Origin of the sequence: uncultured Roseobacter sp. (assembly GCF_947495275.1) — a bacterium.
Lineage (GTDB): Bacteria > Pseudomonadota > Alphaproteobacteria > Rhodobacterales > Rhodobacteraceae > Roseobacter.
This window is the reverse complement of the sequence record NZ_CANLYL010000005.1, coordinates 211,261-234,290: the sequence shown is the minus strand read 5'-3', so window position 1 is coordinate 234,290 and position 23,030 is coordinate 211,261. Positions and strand designations below refer to the sequence as shown.

The following is a 23,030-nucleotide window of genomic DNA, read 5'->3' as shown; positions in this document are numbered from 1 at the left end:
GATTTGTCCTTTCCGGTCTGGGCATCCTCCCTGTCAGACTGGCCGTGCCGTTTTCGGTACGGCCTTTTTTTACTCTCAACATAAATTTGATCAGCAAGTGGATAAATCTTCGGTGTTTTAGGTTGACGTCAACTGCGTCGTTTCGTAGCTTCCCTGCAATAAGTCGGCCAGTCCGACGGGGAGAAGACTAATTGGGAAGGGGATGCGGTGAGCATCCCTTTTTCTTTTTGAGAATATGCCAAATATTTTAACGTTCTGGAGCGGTTTTGCCGATCTCGGGACTGACACCCATTTACGGGCATGGTACACCCTGAAAAAGCAATAAAATCGGAGCGAACATGCCCAAGTATACTTCTATATTGACGCACAGTTTTGTGGTGGCTTTGCCCTTGGTCGCGGCGTCATCTTTTGCCTTTGCCCAATCCGACGAGACAGAAGAGCAACCGGCTGAAGCCCCAGGCATCGAAAATGAATTGAGCCTGGGCGAAGTGGAACCGGAAGGTCCGAAGGTTGGCGAGACCTATGTGACCGAAAAATTCGACGACTGGAGCCTGCGCTGCGTAAAGGTTGAGAGTGGCGACGACCCTTGCCAGATGTATCAATTGCTGGCGGATGGTGAAGGGGCACCCATTTCCGAATTCACCCTTTTCCGGTTGCCGGAAGGCGGTCAGGCCAAGGCGGGTGCAACCGTGATCGTGCCGCTTGAAACCTCCCTTGGTCAGCAACTGGCGATCAAGATTGATGAAAAACCGACAAAAAGATATCCTTTCGCCTTTTGCAACAACATCGGTTGCTACGCGCGGATCGGATTGACCGAAGAGGATGTCGAGAGCTTCAAAAAAGGCGTTGAGGCAACCTTGACGATTGTTCCGATCGTGGCACCCGATCAGAAGGTCGATATCGTCCTCTCCCTCAAGGGGTTTACGGCGGGCTTTGAAAAGGTTTCGGTGATCCAGCAATAACGGAAAACCCTGATCGTGAACGCAGCCGCGCCTTTCGGGGCGCGGTTTTTTGTCAAATGGCGCGCAGGGCCAGCACAGCGTTCATGCCACCAAACGCAAAGGCATTGGACAGGGCCACTTTGACCTTTGCTTTACGGGCTTCATTTGGCACCACATCAAGCGCGCATTCAGGATCAGGTTCTTCGTAACCGATTGTGGGTGCAATCACACCGTTACGCAGCGCCATGATACAGGCGAGAAGTTCCACAGCACCGGTGCCGCCGATCAGATGGCCATGCATGGATTTCGTTGAACTGATCATCAGCTTGTCCGCATGCGGTCCGAAAACATCGGCGACGGCCGCGCATTCAGTCTTATCGTTGGCAGCGGTGCCCGTGCCATGCGCGTTGATGTAGCCGACCTCGTCGCGGTTGATCCCGGCATCTGCAAGGGCCCCGGCCATTGCCCGGGCTGCCCCGCTTTTTGAAGGCATGACGATATCGCTGGCGTCAGATGACATGGCAAAGCCCGAGACTTCACATAGCATGTCGGCGCCGCGCGCACGGGCGTGTTCATATTCTTCAAAAACAAAAACGCCCGCGCCTTCGCCCTGCACCATACCGTTGCGATTGGCCGAAAAGGGCCTGCAGGCATCACGGCTCATGACGCGCAAACCTTCCCAGGCTTTGACGCCGCCAAAGCACAACATGCTTTCCGACCCTCCCGTGATCATCGCAGGTGACATGCCAGAACGGACCATGCTGAAAGCCTGCGCCATGGCGTGATTTGACGACGCGCAAGCGGTTGAGACGGTGAAGGACGGCCCTTTCAGATTGTGCTCCATGCTGACATGCGAGGCGGCGGCGTTGTTCATTAATTTGGGTACGACAAACGGATGCACCCGGTTTTTGCCATCCTCGTAAACCGAGCGATAGTTGTCGTCCCAGGTGCTGACCCCTCCCCCGGCGGTGCCCAGAACCACGCCGGATTTGGCGGCAAGATCGCCGCTGAAGCTGAGACCGGATTGATCAATGGCCTCTTTCGCGGCCGCCAGGGTGAATTGCGTAAACCGGTCGTAAAGGGACATCTGCTGGCGGTTGTAGCGCCCTTCTGCTTCAAAACCCCGCACCTGCCCGCCGATCTGGATCGACAGGCGTTCGACGTCACGCAGCTCCAATGCACCGATGCCGCAGGTCCCCGCCTGCATGGCCGCCATGGTTGATTTCACATCGTGACCAAGCGCGTTGATCGTGCCAGCACCGGTAATGACCACACGTTTCATGGGCGACTAACCCTGTTCTTTTTGGAGACGCTCGATACCCGCGATGATGGAGGCCACGGTTGATATGTCAAAATCGGACGATTGCGGGTCATTCGCGTTAAAGGGCACGCTGATGTCGAATTCTTCCTCAATGGAGAAAATACTTTCGACCAGACCCAGACTGTCTATTCCAAGATCTTCCAAAGTGCTGCTCGGCGTGACCTCGGCGGGATCAAGCACAGCCTGTTCCGCAATGATGGCGATGACTTTGTCCTTGGTGCTCACGTGCCTATTCCTTTCACGCTGCTCGCCTAGGATTTAGTCCTTTGCATCCGATTTGAAAACCGCTTTCTGCAAGGCAGCAATATCACGGACGAGCCGGGGCAGTCGCCTCTGAATCTTGTAGGTTTCAATGTGAGTGTCCATCTTCACCGCCGGATACCCCAGCACTGTGCGTCCCGCCGGGACATTGGACAGCAGTTTACTACCGCCGCCTGCGATCACGCCATCACCGATAAAGATATTGTCGCTGACCCCTACCTGTCCGCCCAGAACGACATTATTGCCGACCTTTACCGACCCTGCCAACCCGACATGCCCGCACAAGAGGCAATCGTCGCCAATGACGCAGTTGTGGCCAACCTGAACGAGGTTGTCGATCTTGGTGCGGTTGCCGATCTTCGTGTCGCGAATGGTGCCACAATCGATGGTGCAGTTGGAGCCAACTTCCACATCATCACCAAGCGTGACCGCCCCCAGACTGTGGATGCGTGCCCAGGCCTGCCCTTTGGAGTCGCGCTGATCACCCAGGGTAGCGCGGGCGGTTTCTACTGACGAAGGCTCTGGCGTAGTATAGGAAAACCCATCGCCGCCGATACGCGCACCAGGCTGCGCCATAAAGCGATCCCCGATTTTCACGCGCGCGCCGATTGACACATGTTCGCGCAGAAAAGCGTCCGCGCCCATCTCGACGTCCCAGCCGATAAAACATTGTGGACCGATAATGCTGCCAGCTCCGATCTTCGCACCAGCCGAGATTACTGCGAGCGGCCCAACGCTCACCCCTTCACCCAGCTCTGCCGAAGGATCGACCACCGCACTTGGGTGAATTCCGGCCCCGTAGCCCTGCCCGCGATCCAGCAACCTCGTAAGGCCAGACATGGCGTAGCGCGGCCGTCTGGGAATAATCGCAGCCTTCAGGCCTAGGGCTTGCCAGTCAGCGCCATCCCAGAGCAGTGCTACCTTGGCATCGCCATCAGCGAGTGTTTCCGCATAGGACGCATTTGTCGCCATTGCGATGTCATTGGGACCAGCCGATCCGGGTTCCGCCGCGTGTTCAACACGCAAAGACGTGTCCCCGTGGGCATCAGCACCAATTGCAGCAGCGATGTCTTTGACGCTATGACCGACGGTTTTCATGTCTTTTGCCCTCTATCATCAGGGGCATGATTTAACCTTGAACGGCCCGCATTGCTACCCCCGCTTTGGCCAAGGCTTTCCAAATCCTGGCGTCACGACCATAGATGTCCCGACGGAATTGCGTGCGGCCCTTGTTGTCCACAAAGGCGGTGCGATAGATGATGTGAACGGGCACAGGTTGCTTGAGGTTCACCTGTTGTTCCGTGCCTGTGGCCAATTTCGCCTGAAACAAGCCCTTGGGATCATTTGTCTGCTTGGACAGCAGCGCGTAGGCAAAGTCAAACGGATCGGCCAGTCGAATACAGCCGTGGCTGTAAGCGCGGGTTTCGCGGCCAAAGAGGTTTTTCGCAGGCGTGTCGTGCAGATAGATGTTATGCGGATTTGGGAACATGAATTTCACAAGTCCCAAAGCGTTGCCCCGGCTTGGCGGCTGACGCATGGCAAAGGGGAAAGTCCGCTCCGTGAACTGAGTGAAATCTACAGCCGAGCGGTCAACCCGACGCCCCTTGCTGTCGGTAATTTCAATATGGTTCACCGCATTCGGGTCTTTCTGCAACTCAGGCAGATATTCTTTGGTCACGATGGATCGAGGCACATACCAGCTGGGATTGATGACCATAAATTCCATGACATCAGAAAACTCGGGCGATTGACGATCAGACTTCCGCGCACCAATGACCGAGCGGGTTTCGAAGGTGACCTTCCCGTTGTCGATGATCTTTGCCGTGAAATCCGTCAAGTTGACTTCGACGTGACGACGCCCGCGGTCCTGATTGAGCCAGCGTTCACGCTCCATGGCAACGATCACGGACTGTAGGCGGGTTTGTACCGAGGTATTGATCTCTGTCATCGTGCCGGGCCCTGCGACGCCGTCCTGTGCCAGTCCGTGAGCCCGCTGAAATTGCTGTACGGCCTTGGTCATATTGGCATCGTAGGTCTTGCCCGCGTTGCGCTTGAGATATCCCATCCGTACCAGGCGATCACGCAGGGCGATCACAGCATTTCCGGAGGCGCCGGGTTTCAAGGTCTTGGAAGGCACCTGAGGGCCCCAGCCTCCCTTTGCAAGCAATCGTTCAAGACGCAGCTTTTCTTTCATCAGCGCGGTATATTCCGTGGTTTTCGGCGCCAGCGCACGAAAGAAACCCTTTGGTGAGGACTTCTTGAAGTTGACGAGATATGAGGTGCGATCCCTGTAGGGCACTTTGCGTACAATTGCTTTGTCGATACGGCTGGGGATCAGCACGCCGGTTTGGATGTCCCGCGCGTATTGCAAAAACACTCTGCTGATTTCCACTTCCAGCAATCCCAGATCACGGGGCGTGCGCGCCGCCTTCATCTTCGCCTGAAGACCTTCAACGTCGTACTTTGCAGCTGGCAGCCCGTGGTTGCCCGCGGATTTCAGCGCCTGTATGAGCGCGGAGCGGCGATTACGGTCACGGCCCTTGCCGGTCCAAATACCCTCATAGCCATTGGATTGATAGAATGCGGCAATGTCTTTGTCCCGCGCGGCAGCCTCGGCAACGGCCTGTTTGAAAGCGGTGACCTGTGCCCGGACGGGCGTTGGTATCGACAATGATGAGACGACAAGTAGAAGGCTTGCTAGAAATATGGCAAGGGTGCGATGGCGCAGTACCAAAGACGGCATATGGATCCCCACTCAGCAAATAAACAAAAAGTCTTGGTTTTTTGCCGGTCCAGCCGCGCGATGTCCAATAACAATTGGTAAATCGGTCAAGGAAAACTGAACGTGATGCATGCATGCATCGCAGCAAGTCCGTTTTTCGGGGCATGCACAGAATTGGCGGGATTTTGCCTAAAATTGGACCAAAATAGGCGTTCTGACTTTCAGGACTTGGTTAACAATCGGCGCTATGACATACCAATGTTGCATCTGGGGAAGAGATGACACCCTCGTGTAACATCACGGGTAAAGGCAGAATACGGGGCAATGACCACATGACGATCGACAGCTCAACGGGTATGACCCGGCGTGCGCTACTGGGTGCATTCGCAGCAACGACAATTACGGCAGCACCAACATTTGCAAATGCAGCAGGATTTCTGCGCGGTGGTGGCGACATCAGGCGCATACGAATGTACTCCGGGCGAACAGGCGAGCGCATCGACATGATCTACTGGGTCGAAGGCAAGTACATCAAGGAATCCATAAAAGAAATCAACCACTTCATGAGGGATTGGCGCACCGATGGTGTGAAGTCCATGGATTTGCGGACGATTGACATTATGTCGGCGGCTCACAACCTTCTTGATGTCAATGAACCCTACATGTTGCTGTCGGGCTATCGCAGCCCGCAAACCAACGCGATGCTGCGGTCGCGCAGTCGCTCTGTTGCCAAGAATTCGCTGCACATGAAGGGCCAAGCCGCAGACCTGCGCCTGTCTACCAGATCGGTTGGACAAATTGCTCGTGCAGCTCAAGCCTGCCGGGGTGGCGGTGTTGGTAAATACTCGAGGTCGAATTTCGTCCATATGGACTGTGGTGTGGTGCGAACCTGGGGTCGTTAATCAGAGATCTATCGATCATTGACGGGCAAAGATGCGGCATTGGAGCCGCATTTTTTTTTGTCGAATTGTCTGGATTTCATCGCCGCAGCGCCGATTGGGTTTTTCGCTTACGGATTGATCCATGTCTCAACTGTGGTGTGACAACTCGCAATTCCTACCTTCTGTAATCGTTTCGTAACTTTTACGTTCGTATTCAGCGGCTTTATGCCACCCGTCACGAAATCTGACCCAAATCATCATCCCAGCTTCTCGATATCCTTTGCCTCGATGACCATTGCCAGATTCCAGAACCGCCAGATCTGCTCTTCGCTCGCTTCGCGCTGAATATCGTTGCATCCAGCGACATGCTCGATCCGAAATCCAAACCGCTGAAATTCAGACGTGCTGATGTAGGTCAAGAAGATCGGGATGATCTGACGTTCTACGGCCATCGCCGCCAGCCGTGCCGCAACGACATGCGGATTTGCCAGCTGTTCGCGAAGCCGAATACCGATACACGAATGCCGTTCCTCCAACAAACTCCACAGCTTGTAGCTGGCCGGAAATCCCGGATCGCCGTTGGCGGCGGGTTCTGCGCGATCGGTGGGATCAAAAATCAAAGGATCCAAAGCCAAAGGCGCTTGCGGCGACAGATTGGTCAGAAGCGCTTGATATTCTTCGCATAGAGTCATTGGCCACCTCCCTGCGCGATCAATTTTGCGGCTGCCTGGTTACCGAGTGCTGGGAGCACCTCGTCGCCAAGCGCCTTGCGCAGATTTTCTGCTTTATCCCCCTCCAGAAATGCAAAAACCTCCCGTTCCAATGTCAACAAATCTGTTTCCGCGACCAATGCCGCCAATCCTCTGTCAGCGGCAGCGCGCGCGCGTCGTTCCTGATCATCCAGATAGGGCGCTGACTGTGGGATCAGGATGGCGGGCACCTGGGCATAGAGCAACTCGTGAAACGAATTGTACCCAACGGCGGAAACGGTGAGATCTGCTGCCTGACAAAGTGCGAGCGTCTGAGACGTCTGGACAACGTGACTGTTTTTCCAGCCGTATAATCCGCTCGAAATTCTTGCGTTTGGCCATGCCACGATCAAATGCAAACAGTTCGGTCGCTGTTCGAACAGGCTGCATAACAACTGTGTTTGTGACGTTCGATCCGATGCCACGCCTCCGCCCAACATGGTCACCGCCAAGGTATCAACCGTCTGATCGAATTCCACGCTTAGCCGATCGCGCAGATTTTGTCGGTCCTCATTGGTCATGGTCGTCTGACGAACGATTGGCCCAACCTTCTCCACCCGTGGGCAGGTCGAGTAATCAGCGTTCAATTCCGCAAAAGCCTCTTGCGGGACGATGATTTGTGAAAAGGCGCGTTCGCGTTCTAAAGCAGTCGGATTGATCTGTCCGGGGCGCCAGAGCCCACGACGTATCCAGACCGCTGACAATTGGCGGGACAGGATGGTTCGGTACACAGAATCAAATACATAGCCGCCATCGAAAACAAGACGATCACCCGCTCGAAGCAGATTGCGCAGCCTCAGGGAGTTCACCAGGTCAGCGGCATATTCATCGGTGTGATGCGCACTGCGCGAGATCATCGGGACACATTCAAAGCCACGATTTTCCAACATGTCTATACAGCTTGGAAATGCCGCAAAACGACGGTTCAGTTCGTTTGGCATCGCCTCAGCAATGAGCGCACATCGCTGCGCATGACCCAAGCCGTTGCCGTTTGTCGGGAAAAAGATGATCTGGGAGGGCCTTGGCGTGGACACTTCCGATGTCGCCGTGATCTCAAGATCACGTTCCAAAACGGTCAAATCAAATTGCTTCAGCCAAGTGCTTTGCAGGGTCCGGTGACCAATTTCCAATCTGTTCCGGGTCACCACTTCATGAAGATATGAGGAGAACACAGATATGTCCTCCGGCCCTTTGATAACGGGTGCCCCGGTATTCGCGAAACCTGAAGACGTTGTGCAATCAATGACGACTTTGCCAGCACCCATTGCGGCCATGGTCAGCGCGGCCATGCGTTCACCCGGCACATTTGTCCCAAAAAAGGCGATGACATCTACAAAGTTCACGATGTCTGCGGGCGGAAGTTCACTATATCCGAAAACCGAAAGTTCGGCATGTCGGGATCGTCTGATCAAATCTTTGCCCTTGGCGTTGGTCAGCACATGCAGTTCAAGTGTCGGGCTAAAGCTTGTTGCGGCAAGTGCGTTAAGCGCGTTTTGATCCTCCAAATCATCGCAGGGAACATAGACCAGAACCCTTGAAAGTTTCCCGGCGCTTTGTTCGGGTTCCGCAGCAATGCGCGTGACCAATGGCGTACACGCCCCTTCCAATAACGCCGGTGTTCGTGATCCATTCAAATTATGCAACGTCGGATCGCGGCCGGTGGCGTCGGCAATCTTGTTGCGAGCATTGATTTCGCCCTGATAATCCGCGAAACAACCGATCGCCCGGATCGAGGCATCGGGGCCAAGATTGAGGCTGCGCAAAATCACTTGGCTTTCCCGCGAGATCGCCTCCGCTCCGATCACAAGGATCGTGTCAGCGCCGATGTCTTCGGGATCAACAAGAAAAGGCACCGCCTCATATTTTTGCGGCTTTAGCACGTCTTCGGGCATGTATCGGGCATCAATGGTCACATTATGCCCACAGCTCTCCAGCAGAGCCGCAAACATCAGCAGCGCGTCAAAGTGCTTGGCGGAAACCTCCCCGCTGCATAGCAGGATCATGTTGAAACCTCTGTTTGCGGCATCAGGAACGCGTCAAAGGCACGCCGAAACGCTTGCGACGAAAACTGCTCAAGCTTTTTTTGTCCCGCAAGCACATCATCTTGATAGCGATCCGGATCAGTGAGGTAACCTTTCACAATTGCCGTTACATCTGCTGGGCTGGCCCCGATGACCGCCCCGTCAAAGGAGGCAGCGGTATCGACGTCTGAAATCGCAATCTTGCCCGCAGCAACAGCCTCGGCCAAAACCCTCCCGAAACTTTCCCGCCAGGTGGCAGCAGTAAAATAGACAAAGAAATCGATCTGTTCGAAAAAATGCGCGAGCGACACGCCACCGAATGGATAGAGCGTCCAATATGTCGGTGTATTGGGTTCACCCAGAAAATTATCTGCGCCCAGAATGGTATTCTGCTTGGCCGTTTGCGGGAAACACAAATTCATCACGTCACGTTGTGGGAACTTTTCGAAACCGGCGCGGGAATGGCGGCCCCGCCGGTCCGTTGGAAAAGCGGTCGGTGGATGCCGATCAAATGCGCAGATATTGAACCAGTCCCAGTCCAGAACAGACCAGATATCGTGGTTTGGATTGGCCAAGAGCCACTGTTCGACGGTTTTGCGATTCCAGGGCGATATTGGGGCGATGCTGCGTTCCAGAGTAACCGAACAGCGGGCAATCAGATCAAGACATCTGGCGACATCGAAGGCCTCAGCGCCTCCGGGGCGCAAGAAATTTTCATGCGCGACGACGACCAGTCGCTTTGCGATTATGGTCGTATCGAGCGTTTCCTGAAATTTCAAACAGGACGGGTTGTGCAGAATGACGGCGTCCCCGCTGATTTCCGCGGCATCCCAGATCAGCGGGATGTTCAGACGTCTCAGAACGGACGCCAGTTGAGGCGCGACCGGCTGACCGGGAAACATCGCTGTTGAGATAGCATGCACTTCGACGCGCGCAGTCTGGCTTACGCATTCCAGCTCCGCTGCAACCGCGGATGATGTTCCCCCGGGAAACCTTGGGTCGAGGACATATGCGATTTTAGGGCGCGTGATCATCGGTTCTGAATATCTTTCCGCTTCAATAGATGCTGAGGGTCGCGGTTGGCGGCGCGGACGGGTTTGGCGCGGCGTTGAAAGTGTTCAGCAACCCTCTTTTGGCGTCGTCAACAAACGATCTCAGTTCCACGGCCAAAGGATCATTTCCAGCCGTCAGCTTGGGGTTGGCGACAACATAAGTATAGAGAGCCCGCCAGTCCTTACCCGCGATCAAACTCTCAATCGCTTGTAATTCTTGCAGGGTTACATTGTCTTGAGCATCGCCGGTCGACCCCACAAGAAGAAGCACCGTCACGACCGCTAATAACCTGTTATTCGCCACATCCTTGTTCCGACCGAAAATCAATAATCCAAATCTGCAAATTCAATCTCACCGCACCTGCTCCTGGCCCACGTTAAACATCCAGGTCATCAAGGACGTGTCGAGCCGAGATGTTCACCCCTTCTGAGGCTGTTCACCAATCTGTCTTTCAAACGTGCTTTGAGAAATGCCTGGCGCTGCGCGTAAGTCGTTTTCGTTTTGGGTTTTGCCGCGGCGGATCTTGTGCCGGCAAACCAGATTTCAATGTGCCCGGATGGTGCCGAGGTCTTGCTGCGCGAGAAATCCCGTGCTTCGCCTCCGATCTCCTGCGCGATGGCGCGCGCAACTTTCTCGTCTGCGCGTTTGTAAAAACGGACATGCGACTTGGACACTTTGAATTTCACCCGATTGGACGCTTCAATTGGAAACCCCGTTGCCGCCAAAACAGCAAGACTTCGGCTCAACTCCGGTTCAGAGACGCTTCTTGGCGCATAGGTGACCAGAGCGACCCTGCGAATGTCGGCACCCTGTTCCGCCAACGTCAGCGCCAGACTCGGCTCGCGGGTGAAAGGGCCTTCCACAAGTGGCAATGAGCGGGCGAACGCGGGTGCGGCCAATGCGGTGATCGCAGGTCCGGGATCGGGCGCAGGGTTCAAGCCCGCAAACTTCAGGCTGGAAGACGTGTCCGATCCGTCAGTTGGTGTCCAATTCTCAATGGCCAATGAGTAGACAGGTTTGGCGATCGGCCCGGGTTCAGCCCAGCTGTTTTGATCCGGTTCGGTTCTCAATAAACTGGGCACTGAACGCACCACCGGTATGCTGCCTTGCGATGCGGGCGCGACGACCGGCAAAACACTCAGCGAAGGTGTGATCATGTCCGAAAAATCGCTTAGCACTTTGATCGGGCTCACTTCAAACAAGACGGGCAAGCCGTCGACATTGGCTTGCTGGTTCAGGCTTTGCAGGGGTGAAACGCCAGCGCGGGTTGGTGTTTCAAATGACGTCAAAATGAATGCGGGTGTCGCATCGAGCTTGGTGGTCAAAGGGGCCGCTTGATCGAACGTCGTCACGCGTGGCCCCGGAGAGAGCATGCCTCTGGGTGCCAAATCCGGGTGCGATATTCCCGCCAGCGCTGACATTTTTTGAACTGGAGCCTTGATCGCCAGCTCGATAAATCTCGTTGGTGGAGAAGCCGACACATTCACAAGCGGCGTGTTAAGTGCCTGATAAGACTGATCATAAACAACAGGTGCTCGGGTATCGACCGGATCGGTCGCACCTAGGCGGGTCGCGACATCTGTCACCGATACCCACCCCAATCCAACCACGGCCCCAAGGCTCAGGACCATTCCGAAGCCCAGTCCAAAAAAGCAGGCAAAGCCGACAGCAGCGATCCGAGAAAGCGACAAACGTGAGGATTGCCGTGGTTCTGGAGGTTTGGCCGCTAAAGGCTCCTGAGGTTCCAATAGGGCAAATCTTGCGGCCTTTGCTGCCCGGGCATCTGCCCTGGCGACGTCTTCCGGCGTTTTTGCCATGCGTCTGGGATCGGGTTTGGTAATCGGGGCCGATGCTCTCTCCGAACTTTTCTCTGGTTCGAGAAATGCCGGGCGCTTCACCTTGGGCCGGCTATCAGACTTCCCCTTTGCCGCCAGAATTTTCTGGCGTTTCAAGCGCGCTTCGGCAAGCCGTTCTTCGAGGTCTGACGGAATTTGCGCAGTGTCGGCACGCACCGCACTTGAGGCAGATTTCTGCGAATTCTCGAATGCCTCTCGCTCGGTAAAATCCGACATACTCACAGCCCCCCCCGGACTGCATTAAACTAGTGATCAAACGAATCCTTAGAAATATGTTATAATTTTATACAAAATCGAACATTTTTGCAAAGTCCCAGACGCACGGGAGCGCGACATGCCTGTGTGGCGGATCGCGTGCAATCCATTTAGTCTTTGGCTGCATCATCAGCCCGATGTAGGTTGGAGGTCATGGTGAGGTTTAGACTGTCAACAGTCGCCGTCACCAGGCAACCCTGATCGGGGAAACTGGAATGGATGGCACGCGGCAAAATACAACTCCATATGTGCGGATTGACCATTCCAATCCGCAACATGCGCGCACGGTTCTGGTGGATTGGATGTTGGGCAACGCGTGCAGCTATGCCTGCAGCTATTGCCCCAAAAACTTGCACGATGGGTCGATACGCTGGCAAAAAACCGATGATGTGCTCGACCTCTATCGCCAAATGAAGGGTCACTATGTGGATCGGTTGGATAAATACGTCTGGCTGCAATTCACCGGTGGCGAGCCCACGATGCATCCACGTATCATTGATCTTCTTCGCGCCGCTTCCGCAATGGGCTTCCGGGTAAGCCTGATTAGCAATGCTTCTCGAACCGTTCGTTTCTGGCACAAAATTCGTGACAACCTCGATAGCGTCATTTTGACCTACCACAATGAATTTGCAACTCTGGACCATTTCGTCGAAGTGGGAAATCTGCTCGTTGATCAGATGAACGTGCACATCAATGTGACCATGCACCCTGACCGCTTTGATCGGACCTATGAAGAAGCAAAAGCCTTGCGGGCCGCGTTACCGACGGCAACGATCACATTGAAACCCTTGCGAGTTGGTTTTGAATCGGAGCTATATGAATACACCCCCGATCAGCGCAACAGGCTTAGCAAGGGGGTGCCAACCAGTATCCGTTCGACCTCTATCACCCCGCGCTCTACGATGCAGGCATCAACACCTGAGGGCGGTCAGGATACCCTGCGCGCAAATGATTTCATTCTGCGGGGCATCAACAACTGGCGGGGGTTTCAATGCAATATCGGTCTGGAATCTCTGCGCATTAAGGGCTCTGGAGAGGTTTTGCGCGCGGTTTGCGGTGTCGGTGGTCGCATAGGTCACCTCGGCAGCGCTGTCGCACTACCTGATCAAGCCATCCAGTGCACCAAAGCCTCCTGTGCATGTGTTGCTGATATTCTGACAACCAAAGCCAGAATTGGCTAGGTTTGCGTCCTGTTTGCCAAGGTGCCGAAAATTCAATGGGCCGCGGTTTGGTAAGGCACCTCTGATGTGCCGCTTGCGCCGCAATTGAAACTTCATGGCACAGCTGGCCGTTTTGACGTTGCGAGGGCGAGACAGCCAAGTTATACCGCGCTGAGACGCGATCGACACGTCGGTACGCACCCATAGCTCAGCTGGATAGAGCGCCGCCCTCCGAAGGCGGAGGTCTCAGGTTCGAATCCTGATGGGTGCGCCATTGTCGCTTTTCAGCCTCAATTCAAGCGCTTTACCGGTCGCTTAAGGACCGGTACGTTTGTGATAGACGTTGCTGCGCACGACACATGTCGTGCCTGACATACCCATGGTCTGCGCAAGGTTCTGCGGGAAATCAACCGTCAGATCAGCAATCTGATTGATCTTATCCGGTGCCAAGACAACGATGATCGACTTTGAGACCACGGTCAGTGTGCCAAAGCTGGTCTGCTGGACGTCGCTGAAAATGCCTTCCCAGACATCAGTTGAAATCTTGCGCCACGTGAACTTCGGGTCGTTACCTTTCAGTGCGACGGGATCAAAAGGCGCTGGAAATTCAATTTGCTGGCCCGCATAGCCCGGTTGCGCGCCCTTCATTTGGTCAGCAACCTGGGCCGGGCAACCTGTTTGTCCGTCAAAAACAACCTGCCCTGCCCAGGTGCCGGACTGTGGTTGAACATCTGCAAAGGCAACCTGAGGCACACAAAAAGATGCGCCCAGATAAATGAGGAATCGAAGTTTCATGGATGAAGGTTAATGCTTGTGCGGCAGTTAGGCAAAAAGATCGTGAGCCAGTTCCAGCGCATCCACGAGCACGTCAACTTCCGCTTTTGTATTGTAGAGGCCAAAGGACGCGCGGCAACTGGCCGGGATACCCATATGTGCCATCAGGGGTCCGACGCAGTGTTGACCTGCCCGAACGGCGACGCCTTTTTTGTCCAGAATGGTGGAGATGTCATGTGCATGCCCTGCCCCATCCATTGTGAAGCTGAATATCGCAGCCTTGTCAGCGGTCGTTCCCTGAACCTGCAGCCAGTTTAGCCCGCCCAGTCGTTCAACCGTGTAGTCCCGCAACTGATCCTCGTGAGCTGCGATGCTCTCCATCCCCAGCGCCATCATGTATTCCAGCGCGACGCCAAGCCCGATGGTTTGCACGATGCCCGGGGTTCCTGCTTCAAACTTCATCGGCGCGTCATTGTACGTCACGCCGTCCTTGCTCACCTCCCGGATCATATCACCGCCACCGATAAAGGGACGCATTTCCGCCATCCGTTCCGATCTGACGAAAATCGCCCCGGAGCCGGACGGACCATAGAGCTTATGCCCGGTGATGGCGTAGAAATCACAGCCAATATCGGCCACATCAACAGGCTGATGCACCGCCGCTTGAGAGCCGTCGACAAGAACGGGAACACCTTGCGCATGTGCCGCGAGCGTGATCGATTTTACATCGACTCTAGTGCCCAACAGGTTGGAAAGATGGGAGATCGCGACGAGCTTTGTCTTCGGACCGATGGCATCAATGACCGCCTGGGGGTCCAGATATCCGGTGCTGTCGACATCAACCCACTTCAATACAACGCCTTGTCGTTCCCGCAAAAAGTGCCAAGGGACGATATTCGCGTGGTGCTCCATCACACTAAGCACAATCTCGTCGCCGGCTTTGAGACGCGGCATGGCCCAGCCATAAGCCACCATGTTGATGCCTTCGGTCGTGCCGGAGTTCAGCACGATTTCATCTTCTGAAGAAGCGTTGAGAAACCGCGCAATGATGCCCCGAACATTTTCGTATTTATCCGTGGCCAGATTGGATAGAAAATGCAGGCCGCGGTGGACGTTCGCATATTCATGGGCATAGGCATTGGTGATCGCATCAATCACTACCTGGGGTTTTTGGGCGGATGCACCATTGTCGAGATAAACCAGTGGCTTGCCGTTCACTTCGCGGCTCAAAATCGGGAAATCCGCGCGAATTTTTTCGACGTCATACATTTGCAGGTACTCCGATCGCGCTGATGCCGATCAATGAAAAGAGAAGTGAAACGCCCATCGACAAGGCCACAATGCTTACCAGCAGAACCAGCACGGCCTTGGCAAGCGAGTTTAGTTGCAAGCCAACGCTCAGAAAGTTCAGAAACACCCAAAGCGTCGCAATGCCGATAAAGAGAAGAAGGAAGCCGGACAGAGCCGGTATCAACAAGACACAAATCAACAGCAAGAACTGTGCCGCAGCGCGCAAGGCCTGCAACCATACAAGTAACGCCAGCAGATCGCCCATTTCGCCGGTGCCGCCCAAGGCTCTTCCGGTCCAAAACAGCACGTTCACGGTCAACACGAAGCCTCCCGCAATGAACGTGAAGAGCGTAAACGGGCTTGGGAAGAGGTCGGTGTAAGGGGCCGGCAGTGGCAGGATCATGTTGGAAAGAGTTGAGAAGATCGTGCTGATGATCGCAATGACCCCGGCCGCCATCCACAATTCAGGGCGTGGTAGCTGCCAACTCATGATCTCAGCGGCGGCCGCTTTTGGATCGCGCAATGTGAGCACGCCCAATTGTGGCCAGTTGACCGCGCTGATCATCTTGGCGTGCCTTCGGCAGCAACCAGTCCGCCGATCCAAAACCAGCCGAATATGACGAACCAAACCAGCCCGACAATCTGTAACTCAAGGCCCGGGCCTATAAACCCTGCGACCAAACCATTCAGCAACATCAGGGGCGACGACGCCAGCAGAGCCCAGAACAAGGCAAGCCGCGCGCCATAATGGCTGCCCCTGCCGCGGAAGAGTTTCGCCACCAGGTGCGACAGAGCTGCAAGGCAATATAGCAACAGAGGGGCGATAAAAACCCACGCCATCAACGACGCCCCCAACAGCATGTTCAGCTCCTGACCTTCGAGGTGCGCCTGGCGTGCAAGTTTGGGCATCTGAGCGACAAAAACGATGACGCAGCCCGCCATCAGATAGGCCAACGCGCGATCTTCACGCTGCCCCATCGCCAAAAGACCGCGCAAAACCTGGCCCGGATTGCGGTAGGTGGCCGAAATATTGCGCGTCACCGCCATTAGCCGCGGTGCCGTTCCAACCAGGCAGCCAAGCGATCATTGATCTCATCGCGCAGGGCTTCGTTCTCGATTTCCTCCACCGCTTCGGCCAAGAATGCCAGCGTCAGCAAATCCGTTGCTGTCGCTTCTGGAACACCACGCGATCTGAGATAGAACAATGCGTCCTCATCAATCGCGCCCGATGTAGACCCATGCGAACAAGCTACGTCATCGGCGTATATCTCAAGCTCTGGTTTTGCCAGAAACTGACTGTCATCATCCAGTAAAAGAGACTGGCTGATCTGATAACCGTCTGTTTTTTGGGCGTCTTTCTTGACCAGAATTTTACCCTGAAAAACCCCGGTCGCGCCATTGCGCAAAACCTTCTTGAAGACCTGACGGCTTTCGCAGCCCACCGCATCATGGGTGACAAACACTGTGTCGTCGTGGTGGAAATCCCCGTCACCGACACAGGCACCGGCAACATGGGCCACCGCGTCGTCACCCGTCAGCTCAATGACGCATTCGTTGCGTGTCATGACACCGTTTGCCGTCAGCGTGAAGGATTTAAAAACGCTTTCCGCCCCCAGACGTGCAAACATATGAGTTGCGGCGCGACGTTCGTGATCGCGCCCCTGAGCGCGCACATGATGAAACTCTGCGCCATCCGCAACGTCGACTTCCATCACCTTGTTAAACCGCGCCGCGGCCGGTCCGTTTTCCAATACCGTAATTGCCGCCCCCGCATCGACACGGATCACGTGATGCAACATCGCATCAGAGGTCTCGGACCGGTGGTGATATTGCAGGCTGACAGGTTTGGAGACCTGACCGGTCACATGGATCAAAACCCCATCTGGCGCAAAGGCGGTGTTCAACGCGGCCAGAGGGCGGGCAACGGGCGACTGGCCTTTTGCTTCAAGCGTGCCGTAAAGGTCGCGCGCCCAATGAATATCTGCTCGCGCCTCGGCCAGACGATCAATGCTCAACCCTTCGGCGACAAGATCGCTGGAGGCATCCGCATCGAATACTCCATCGACAAAAACGATCTGAATCCGGTCCATATGCCCGAAAATCGGCCCTTCATCATTGTCGAAAAGGGCCGCCGGGACCGCTGCGGGCTGGGTCAATGTGTCAGGGCGGGTGTATTTCCAGTACTCATCGCGCCGCTCCGGCAGGCCCATCGCGTGCAACCGGCTGAGTGCATCAGCACGCGCGCCATCCGGCCATCCGCCCGCAGGTTGGGACAAGGACGCCAGCCGCGCGTCAAGCGTGGTGAGTTTCTGCGCTGCCTGGGCCATTACGCCACCTCTTCGAGAATACCGGCATAGCCATTGTTCTCGACTTCGAGCGCCAGCTCCGGCCCGCCGGATTTCACGATCCGCCCGTCAGCCATGATGTGCACCACATCGGGCTTGATGTGATCGAGCAACCGTTGATAGTGCGTGATCACCAGAAACCCGCGGCCCGCAGACCGCAGCGCATTCACGCCTTCGGCCACCAGTTTCATCGCATCCACATCCAGACCGGAATCGGTTTCATCCAGAATGCACATTTTGGGTTCCAGCATGGCCATCTGCAGGATTTCATTGCGCTTTTTCTCACCACCTGAAAAGCCCACATTGACCGGGCGTTTCAGCATATCTGCGTCGATTTTCAGCTCCTTGGCACGCGCGCGCACCGCCTTGAGAAAATCGGATGCGGACATTTCCTCTTCGCCGCGCGCCTTGCGCTGTGCATTCACGGCAGTGCGCAGGAAGGTCATATTGCCAACGCCGGGAATTTCCACAGGGTATTGAAACGCCAGAAAAAGACCCGCTGCGGCACGTTCTTCGGGGTCCATGTCGAGCAAATCCTCGCCTTCCAGCATTGCGGCACCGTCGGTGACCTCATAGCCGTCCTTGCCCGAAAGCACATAGGACAGCGTAGATTTACCCGAGCCGTTTGGCCCCATGATGGCGTGCACCTTGCCTGCGTCCACCTCCAGATCGACGCCTTTGAGGATCTGTTTATCCTCTTCTTCAAGTTTCACGTGCAGGTTCTTGATGCTCAGCATATCGGTTGTCCTTTTGTCGGCTCCGCTTTGGCGGATGTGTTCTTTTTCAACATGTTAAATTGTGTTCTTCAGGTGACCGTGACGGCGGTGCCAGAGACAGAAACCATCAGCATGCTGTCCCCGATCACCTCGTAATCCAGATCAATGCCCACAACCGCATTGGCCCCTTTGGCCCGCGCGCGGTCTTCGAGTTCGGCCATCGCCTCGTCACGGGCGTCTTTGAGCTTGGTCTCATAAGCCCCCGAGCGCCCGCCAATCACATCCGTGACAGAGGCAAAGAAATCCCGCACAATATTCGCGCCCATGATCGCCTCGCGCACGACAATGCCCTTGTAGGCGGTGATGGGGTGGCCTTCGACGGTGTTTGTGGTGGTGAGGATCATGAGATGACAATTCAGTCTGATTTACCATTCGGAATTCCAATTGCCGAAAACGCTTTAAGAATTGCGTCCCGTTTTGCCTTGGAAAGTGGTTGTTTCATTTGTTTCTTTCGCGGTGAGCCATCCCTGTTCAGATGAGGATTCTCCAGCCCAAGGGCCTCCGCCTTGCACTCTGATATCCAACAGGGTTGTGCCGCAAAGCAATGATGTTCACGCACCCAGTTATCAATGTCTGCGTAGGTCGGCATCAGCCCACCGAGCCTTCCAGCGAAATCGCAACCAACTGCTGCGCTTCCATGGCGAACTCCATCGGCAGGGCCTGCAGCACGTCCTTGCAGAAGCCGTTGACCACCAGCGCCACGGCTTCTTCCTCGTCCATCCCGCGCGAGCGGCAGTAGAACAGTTGATCGTCATCCACCTTGGAGGTCGTGGCCTCGTGTTCGACGCGGCTGGAGTTGTTCTTGACCTCTATGTAAGGCACCGTATGCGCGCCGCAGTCGCCGCCGATCAGCAGGCTGTCGCATTGCGTATAATTGCGCGATTCCTTGGCCTTGGGGTGCATCGACACCAGCCCGCGATAGGTGTTCTGCGCCTTGCCGGCAGAGATGCCCTTGGACACGATCCGCGACTTCGTGCGCTTGCCCAGATGGATCATCTTGGTGCCGGTATCGGCCTGCTGCATGTTGTTAGCGATGGCGATTGAATAGAACTCACCCTGCGTGTCATCCCCGCGCAGGATGCAGGAGGGGTATTTCCAGGTCACGGCAGAGCCGGTTTCCACCTGCGTCCACATCACCTTGGCCCGGTCGCCCCGGCAGTCCGCGCGTTTGGTCACGAAGTTGTAAATACCGCCCTTGCCGTTCTCATCGCCGGGATACCAGTTCTGCACAGTGGAATATTTTACCTCCGCGTCTTCCTCGACGATGATTTCGACCACGGCGGCATGCAATTGCGCGATGTCACGCTGCGGCGCGGTGCAGCCTTCGAGGTAGGACACATAAGAGCCCTTGTCGGCGATGATCAGCGTGCGTTCAAACTGGCCGGTGTTCTCCGCATTGATGCGGAAATAGGTGGAAAGCTCCATCGGGCAGCGCACGCCCGGCGGGACGTAGACGAACGATCCATCCGAGAAGACCGCCGAATTCAGCGTCGCGTAATAGTTGTCAGAAACCGGCACGACCGACCCGAGATATTTCTTCACCAACTCCGGATGGTCCTTGATCGCCTCGGAAATCGAGCAGAAGATCACACCCGCTTTTTTCAGCTCATCCTGGAAGGTTGTGCCCACGGATACGGAATCAAAGACCGCATCCACGGCAACCTTGCGCGGCGCATCCGTCAGGTCTTCGGCCCCTTCAACACCTGCGAGGATCATCTGCTCCTTGAGCGGAATGCCCAGTTTCTTGTAGGTTTCCAAAAGCTTGGGATCGACCTCATCCAGCGATTTGGGCTTCACTTCCATGGATTTCGGGCGCGCGTAGTAATACTGGTCCTGAAAATCGATCTCCGGGTAGTCGACCATCGCCCATTTGGGTTCTTTCTTTTCCAGCCAACGTTCGTAGGCCGCGAGACGCCATTCCAGCATCCATTCCGGCTCTTCGTTCTTTTCCGAGATCAGCTTGACGATATCGGCGGATAGGCCCTTGGGCGCATATTCCATTTCAATGTCGGTGGACCAGCCATATTTATACTTGCCACCGACCTCACGGACAGCATCAACGGTTTCCTGATCGACGCCGTCCTTGACTTGTACGTCATCCGCTCTGGTCTGATCCAGTGCCGCCATGTTTTCCTCCAGGTCTCACGCCATGCGGGCGCGGAATTTCTGTTCCTTGGCCAACCATGTTTCAGCAAAGCGCTGAACATCTTCGGCTGTTGTTTCCAATCCCAGCGACACGCGAATGGCGCTGCTGGCGATCTCGTCATCATATCCCATCGCCTGCAAGACTTTGCTTGCACGCACCTTGCCGCTGGAGCAGGCAGAGCCTGCGCTGATGGCAAAACCCGCGAGATCCATCTGGATCACCTGGCTTTCGCCTTTCCAGCCCGGCGTGGCAAAACAAGAGGTGTTCGGCAAACGATCGGCGTCTTTCCCGACAAAAATAGTCGTCTTGGCGCTGGCTGCAAGAGTGTTTTCTAGAATCTTTCTAAGTTCTTTGATTTCTTCCCACCGCCCGGACGCGACATCATGTGCCGCAGCGGCCGCCGCGGCCCCGAATCCAGCGATTCCGATGATATTTTCGGTGCCGGATCTTCGGCCCATTTCCTGACCGCCTCCCGGGATGCGCGGCTTCACATCGATCCCGTGTTTGACGATCAAGGCGCCGACGCCTTTCGGCCCCCCAAGTTTATGCGCGGATACCATGACAAAATCCGCGCCGGATCTCGCAAAGGAGAAATCTGTCTTTCCCAGCGCCTGCACGGCATCCACCAGGATCAGAACAGAGCGCTTCAAGGCCCAAAGCGCCTGCGCGTGCTTCAATGTGTCCTGCAGAACGCCAGTTTCGCTGTTGGCGGCCTGAAGTGCCACGACATCATCCCAGATGCCGTCCTCAAAGCTCTGTCCGTTGGCCTGTCCGGTCAAAACACCATTGCCGTCGACATCCAGAAGTTGGCTCAGATCAACACCCTCTTTCTGAACCCAGGACAGAACCGCGTCATGCTCAATACCAGCACTGGACACCGTGGCACCGTCAGGAATTGCCAGAGCAGCGGCCTCGGTTGCGCCGGAGGTGAAAATGACCTCGCCAGGCGCGCAGCCCACAAGACCGGCAACCTGCTGGCGTGCTTGCTCCACAAGGCCCTTGGCAGCGCGCCCCTCTGCGTGGACCGAAGAGGGATTGCCGATCAAATCCATTGCGGCCAACATCGCCTGCCGTGCTTCGGGCCGCAAAGGTGCTGTTGCATTATGGTCCAGATAGACGCGTTTCATCGGTCAGGTGTTCACTTGCATAAATGGGTTTGGCGAGGATCAGGAGACGGGGCTCGGGTCGTCAACAACGTCAAAGAGGTGCGGAACCGCCGGACAAGGCGCGAGTTCATTGGCGATCACGTCAGACAAGCGTGTCTGGTGCAGGAACACGTAAACATGGGCGCTGAGCCCTTCCCAGAGGCGATTGGTGAGCGATTGCGCCCGGCTGCCAGACGCGCCACCCGATGCGCCTGCGCCTTTGTGCATGGCGTCAACCGTCTCATCAACGGCGGATAACACATCTACGACCCGGATGGCGGAAGCGGGTTGCGCCAGACGGTACCCCCCACCAGGTCCGCGCACCGACGACACCAAATTCGCCCGCCTAAGTTTTACAAAAAGCTGCTCAAGATAGGGCAACGAAATCGCCTGCCGATCAGCGATATCGCCAAGGGTGACCAGCTGCCCTTCGGGTTGCAGGGCAATGTCGGAAAGCGCCACCATGGCGTAGCGGCCTTTGGTCGATAACTTCACGTAGTGCTCCCCGTGATCCATGTCAGAGCCCGCAATTGATTGACGCGGGGCGTTTAAATGCCTAAGTCCGGTTTTCGCACTCTATATAAAGATGCGCAAGTAAATTAGAACCGTTCTAAGGCGCTTCGTGGAACGAACTTCTGTTCACCCAGCGCTGGCCGACATTGTTACAGGGACGCTCATGCCTGAGGTCATTTTCCCCGGCCCCGAAGGTCGCCTAGAAGGCCGCTATCACCCGCAAAAAGAGCGGGACGCACCGATTGCAATCATATTGCACCCCCATCCGCAGTTCGGGGGCACCATGAACCACGTGATCGTGCACCGCATGCATTACGCGTTCTACAATATGGGTTTCACGGTTCTGCGGTTCAATTTCCGCGGTGTCGGGCGCTCTCAGGGTGAATACGATCAAGGCATTGGCGAGCTGTCAGACGCGGCATCTGCTCTCGATTACCTCCAGTCCATGAACAACAACTCCAAGCATTGTTGGGTCGCCGGGTTTTCATTTGGCGCCTGGATTGGGATGCAACTGCTGATGCGCCGCCCGGAAATCACCGGGTTCATTTCGGTAGCACCACCCGCCAACATGTATGACTTTTCTTTTCTGGCCCCCTGCCCCGCATCTGGCCTGATCATCAATGGGACTGCCGACCGCGTTGCACCGCCGCATGATACCGAAGGGCTCGTATCAAAGCTGCACGAGCAAAAAGGCATCACGATCACCCATGAACAGGTTGAGGGCGCGGGTCACTTCTTTGAAGAGCCGCATCTCGATACGCTGATCGACAGCACGACCACATATGTGAAACGCCGCCTCACGGAAACAACCCGGTAAGCTG

General features: G+C 55.7%; 23 protein-coding genes and 1 tRNA gene. 5 read left to right on the top strand and 19 right to left on the bottom strand.

All coding sequences use genetic code 11. The features are described from left to right. Window positions 1-338: 338 nt before the first annotated feature. Window positions 339-962, top strand: a complete 624-nt coding sequence (locus tag Q0802_RS12135) for an invasion associated locus B family protein (RefSeq protein WP_298918365.1) — start codon at window positions 339-341, stop codon at window positions 960-962. 52 nt (window positions 963-1,014) lie between these two features. On the opposite strand, the gene Q0802_RS12130 is transcribed toward Q0802_RS12135, so the two are convergent. The 4 genes from Q0802_RS12130 to Q0802_RS12115 are packed head-to-tail and all read right to left on the bottom strand — an operon-like array spanning window position 1,015 to window position 5,266. After that, window positions 1,015-2,223, bottom strand: coding sequence for a beta-ketoacyl-[acyl-carrier-protein] synthase family protein (locus Q0802_RS12130; RefSeq protein ID WP_298918362.1), 1,209 nt, complete (start codon window positions 2,221-2,223; stop codon window positions 1,015-1,017). A 6-nt stretch (window positions 2,224-2,229) separates the two neighbouring features. Then, complete coding sequence (locus Q0802_RS12125) at window positions 2,230-2,487, bottom strand: acyl carrier protein (RefSeq protein ID WP_298918359.1); 258 nt, start codon at window positions 2,485-2,487, stop codon at window positions 2,230-2,232. A 33-nt stretch (window positions 2,488-2,520) separates the two neighbouring features. After that, a complete protein-coding gene (gene lpxD / locus Q0802_RS12120; RefSeq protein WP_298918357.1) occupies window positions 2,521-3,621 on the bottom strand; it encodes a UDP-3-O-(3-hydroxymyristoyl)glucosamine N-acyltransferase in 1,101 nt (366 codons plus the stop codon). Window positions 3,622-3,652: 31 nt separating this feature from the next. Continuing rightward, window positions 3,653-5,266 carry a L,D-transpeptidase family protein gene (locus Q0802_RS12115; RefSeq protein WP_298918354.1) on the bottom strand — a complete coding sequence of 538 codons (1,614 nt, stop codon included), beginning with the start codon at window positions 5,264-5,266 and terminating at the stop codon, window positions 3,653-3,655. Window positions 5,267-5,577: 311 nt separating this feature from the next. On the opposite strand from Q0802_RS12115, the gene Q0802_RS12110 reads away from it, so the two are divergent. Next, window positions 5,578-6,147 (top strand): DUF882 domain-containing protein, encoded by a 570-nt coding sequence (locus Q0802_RS12110; protein ID WP_298918351.1) that lies wholly within the window; start codon window positions 5,578-5,580, stop codon window positions 6,145-6,147. A 236-nt stretch (window positions 6,148-6,383) separates the two neighbouring features. On the opposite strand, the gene Q0802_RS12105 is transcribed toward Q0802_RS12110, so the two are convergent. The 5 genes from Q0802_RS12105 to Q0802_RS12085 all read right to left on the bottom strand — a co-directional run bounded on the left by Q0802_RS12105 (window position 6,384) and on the right by Q0802_RS12085 (window position 12,021). Then, a complete protein-coding gene (locus tag Q0802_RS12105) occupies window positions 6,384-6,818 on the bottom strand; it encodes a hypothetical protein (protein ID WP_298918348.1) in 435 nt (144 codons plus the stop codon). Continuing rightward, window positions 6,815-8,878: a glycosyltransferase gene (locus Q0802_RS12100; RefSeq protein ID WP_298918345.1), complete on the bottom strand. Its 2,064-nt coding sequence runs from the start codon at window positions 8,876-8,878 to the stop codon at window positions 6,815-6,817. Before Q0802_RS12100 ends, Q0802_RS12105 begins: the two co-directional genes overlap by 4 nt. Next, window positions 8,875-9,930 carry a hypothetical protein gene (locus Q0802_RS12095; protein ID WP_298918342.1) on the bottom strand — a complete coding sequence of 352 codons (1,056 nt, stop codon included), beginning with the start codon at window positions 9,928-9,930 and terminating at the stop codon, window positions 8,875-8,877. The genes Q0802_RS12100 and Q0802_RS12095 overlap by 4 nt, the downstream gene beginning before the upstream one ends. Window positions 9,931-9,952: 22 nt before the next feature. Further along, window positions 9,953-10,225 carry a hypothetical protein gene (locus Q0802_RS12090; RefSeq protein ID WP_298918340.1) on the bottom strand — a complete coding sequence of 91 codons (273 nt, stop codon included), beginning with the start codon at window positions 10,223-10,225 and terminating at the stop codon, window positions 9,953-9,955. Window positions 10,226-10,341: 116 nt separating this feature from the next. After that, window positions 10,342-12,021 carry a hypothetical protein gene (locus tag Q0802_RS12085; RefSeq protein ID WP_298918337.1) on the bottom strand — a complete coding sequence of 560 codons (1,680 nt, stop codon included), beginning with the start codon at window positions 12,019-12,021 and terminating at the stop codon, window positions 10,342-10,344. A 254-nt stretch (window positions 12,022-12,275) separates the two neighbouring features. Between Q0802_RS12085 and Q0802_RS12080 the strand changes: the two genes are divergently transcribed. Together Q0802_RS12080 and Q0802_RS12075 are read left to right on the top strand one after the other, a co-directional pair. Further along, window positions 12,276-13,241: a radical SAM protein gene (locus tag Q0802_RS12080; protein WP_298918334.1), complete on the top strand. Its 966-nt coding sequence runs from the start codon at window positions 12,276-12,278 to the stop codon at window positions 13,239-13,241. A gap of 176 nt (window positions 13,242-13,417) precedes the next feature. Next, a tRNA-Arg gene (locus tag Q0802_RS12075) sits at window positions 13,418-13,494 on the top strand. A gap of 41 nt (window positions 13,495-13,535) precedes the next feature. Here Q0802_RS12075 and Q0802_RS12070 read toward each other — a convergent pair. The 10 genes from Q0802_RS12070 to Q0802_RS12025 all read right to left on the bottom strand — a co-directional run bounded on the left by Q0802_RS12070 (window position 13,536) and on the right by Q0802_RS12025 (window position 22,191). Further along, the gene (locus tag Q0802_RS12070) at window positions 13,536-14,015 is read right to left on the bottom strand and encodes a hypothetical protein (RefSeq protein ID WP_298918331.1); all 480 of its coding nucleotides are present in this window, start codon (window positions 14,013-14,015) and stop codon (window positions 13,536-13,538) included. Between the two features lie 27 nt (window positions 14,016-14,042). After that, window positions 14,043-15,263, bottom strand: a complete 1,221-nt coding sequence (locus tag Q0802_RS12065) for a cysteine desulfurase (protein WP_298918328.1) — start codon at window positions 15,261-15,263, stop codon at window positions 14,043-14,045. Beyond that, complete coding sequence (locus tag Q0802_RS12060; protein WP_298918325.1) at window positions 15,256-15,849, bottom strand: YIP1 family protein; 594 nt, start codon at window positions 15,847-15,849, stop codon at window positions 15,256-15,258. Before Q0802_RS12060 ends, Q0802_RS12065 begins: the two co-directional genes overlap by 8 nt. Beyond that, window positions 15,846-16,331 carry a YIP1 family protein gene (locus tag Q0802_RS12055; protein ID WP_298918322.1) on the bottom strand — a complete coding sequence of 162 codons (486 nt, stop codon included), beginning with the start codon at window positions 16,329-16,331 and terminating at the stop codon, window positions 15,846-15,848. The genes Q0802_RS12060 and Q0802_RS12055 overlap by 4 nt, the downstream gene beginning before the upstream one ends. After that, window positions 16,331-17,611: a Fe-S cluster assembly protein SufD gene (gene sufD, locus Q0802_RS12050; protein WP_298918319.1), complete on the bottom strand. Its 1,281-nt coding sequence runs from the start codon at window positions 17,609-17,611 to the stop codon at window positions 16,331-16,333. The genes Q0802_RS12055 and sufD overlap by 1 nt, the downstream gene beginning before the upstream one ends. Further along, window positions 17,611-18,366 (bottom strand): Fe-S cluster assembly ATPase SufC, encoded by a 756-nt coding sequence (gene sufC / locus Q0802_RS12045; protein ID WP_298918317.1) that lies wholly within the window; start codon window positions 18,364-18,366, stop codon window positions 17,611-17,613. The genes sufD and sufC overlap by 1 nt, the downstream gene beginning before the upstream one ends. Before the next feature lie 68 nt (window positions 18,367-18,434). Next, window positions 18,435-18,749, bottom strand: coding sequence for a YbjQ family protein (locus tag Q0802_RS12040; RefSeq protein ID WP_298918314.1), 315 nt, complete (start codon window positions 18,747-18,749; stop codon window positions 18,435-18,437). A gap of 244 nt (window positions 18,750-18,993) precedes the next feature. After that, window positions 18,994-20,532, bottom strand: a complete 1,539-nt coding sequence (sufB, locus tag Q0802_RS12035; protein ID WP_298918311.1) for a Fe-S cluster assembly protein SufB — start codon at window positions 20,530-20,532, stop codon at window positions 18,994-18,996. Window positions 20,533-20,547: 15 nt separating this feature from the next. Continuing rightward, window positions 20,548-21,678 carry a cysteine desulfurase family protein gene (locus tag Q0802_RS12030; RefSeq protein ID WP_298918308.1) on the bottom strand — a complete coding sequence of 377 codons (1,131 nt, stop codon included), beginning with the start codon at window positions 21,676-21,678 and terminating at the stop codon, window positions 20,548-20,550. Between the two features lie 39 nt (window positions 21,679-21,717). Further along, a complete protein-coding gene (locus Q0802_RS12025) occupies window positions 21,718-22,191 on the bottom strand; it encodes an Rrf2 family transcriptional regulator (RefSeq protein ID WP_298918306.1) in 474 nt (157 codons plus the stop codon). Between the two features lie 181 nt (window positions 22,192-22,372). On the opposite strand from Q0802_RS12025, the gene Q0802_RS12020 reads away from it, so the two are divergent. After that, window positions 22,373-23,026 carry an alpha/beta hydrolase gene (locus Q0802_RS12020; RefSeq protein ID WP_298918304.1) on the top strand — a complete coding sequence of 218 codons (654 nt, stop codon included), beginning with the start codon at window positions 22,373-22,375 and terminating at the stop codon, window positions 23,024-23,026. The last annotated feature ends 4 nt before the right edge of the window (window positions 23,027-23,030 follow it).

What these genes read in the sequence shown, in the direction of transcription:
- sufB (WP_298918311.1), bottom strand. Translation starts at nt 20,532, where the DNA reads ATGGCGGCACTGGATCAGACCAGAGCGGATGACGTACAAGTCAAGGAC.
- Q0802_RS12115 (WP_298918354.1), bottom strand. Translation starts at nt 5,266, where the DNA reads ATGCCGTCTTTGGTACTGCGCCATCGCACCCTTGCCATATTTCTAGCA.
- Q0802_RS12085 (WP_298918337.1), bottom strand. Translation starts at nt 12,021, where the DNA reads ATGTCGGATTTTACCGAGCGAGAGGCATTCGAGAATTCGCAGAAATCT.
- Q0802_RS12130 (WP_298918362.1), bottom strand. Translation starts at nt 2,223, where the DNA reads ATGAAACGTGTGGTCATTACCGGTGCTGGCACGATCAACGCGCTTGGT.
- Q0802_RS12095 (WP_298918342.1), bottom strand. Translation starts at nt 9,930, where the DNA reads ATGATCACGCGCCCTAAAATCGCATATGTCCTCGACCCAAGGTTTCCC.
- Q0802_RS12030 (WP_298918308.1), bottom strand. Translation starts at nt 21,678, where the DNA reads ATGAAACGCGTCTATCTGGACCATAATGCAACAGCACCTTTGCGGCCC.
- Q0802_RS12055 (WP_298918322.1), bottom strand. Translation starts at nt 16,331, where the DNA reads ATGGCGGTGACGCGCAATATTTCGGCCACCTACCGCAATCCGGGCCAG.
- Q0802_RS12065 (WP_298918328.1), bottom strand. Translation starts at nt 15,263, where the DNA reads ATGTATGACGTCGAAAAAATTCGCGCGGATTTCCCGATTTTGAGCCGC.
- Q0802_RS12105 (WP_298918348.1), bottom strand. Translation starts at nt 6,818, where the DNA reads ATGACTCTATGCGAAGAATATCAAGCGCTTCTGACCAATCTGTCGCCG.
- sufC (WP_298918317.1), bottom strand. Translation starts at nt 18,366, where the DNA reads ATGCTGAGCATCAAGAACCTGCACGTGAAACTTGAAGAAGAGGATAAA.
- Q0802_RS12100 (WP_298918345.1), bottom strand. Translation starts at nt 8,878, where the DNA reads ATGATCCTGCTATGCAGCGGGGAGGTTTCCGCCAAGCACTTTGACGCG.
- Q0802_RS12060 (WP_298918325.1), bottom strand. Translation starts at nt 15,849, where the DNA reads ATGATCAGCGCGGTCAACTGGCCACAATTGGGCGTGCTCACATTGCGC.
- Q0802_RS12110 (WP_298918351.1), top strand. Translation starts at nt 5,578, where the DNA reads ATGACGATCGACAGCTCAACGGGTATGACCCGGCGTGCGCTACTGGGT.
- lpxD (WP_298918357.1), bottom strand. Translation starts at nt 3,621, where the DNA reads ATGAAAACCGTCGGTCATAGCGTCAAAGACATCGCTGCTGCAATTGGT.
- Q0802_RS12020 (WP_298918304.1), top strand. Translation starts at nt 22,373, where the DNA reads ATGCCTGAGGTCATTTTCCCCGGCCCCGAAGGTCGCCTAGAAGGCCGC.
- Q0802_RS12135 (WP_298918365.1), top strand. Translation starts at nt 339, where the DNA reads ATGCCCAAGTATACTTCTATATTGACGCACAGTTTTGTGGTGGCTTTG.
- Q0802_RS12080 (WP_298918334.1), top strand. Translation starts at nt 12,276, where the DNA reads ATGGATGGCACGCGGCAAAATACAACTCCATATGTGCGGATTGACCAT.
- sufD (WP_298918319.1), bottom strand. Translation starts at nt 17,611, where the DNA reads ATGGCCCAGGCAGCGCAGAAACTCACCACGCTTGACGCGCGGCTGGCG.
- Q0802_RS12040 (WP_298918314.1), bottom strand. Translation starts at nt 18,749, where the DNA reads ATGATCCTCACCACCACAAACACCGTCGAAGGCCACCCCATCACCGCC.
- Q0802_RS12070 (WP_298918331.1), bottom strand. Translation starts at nt 14,015, where the DNA reads ATGAAACTTCGATTCCTCATTTATCTGGGCGCATCTTTTTGTGTGCCT.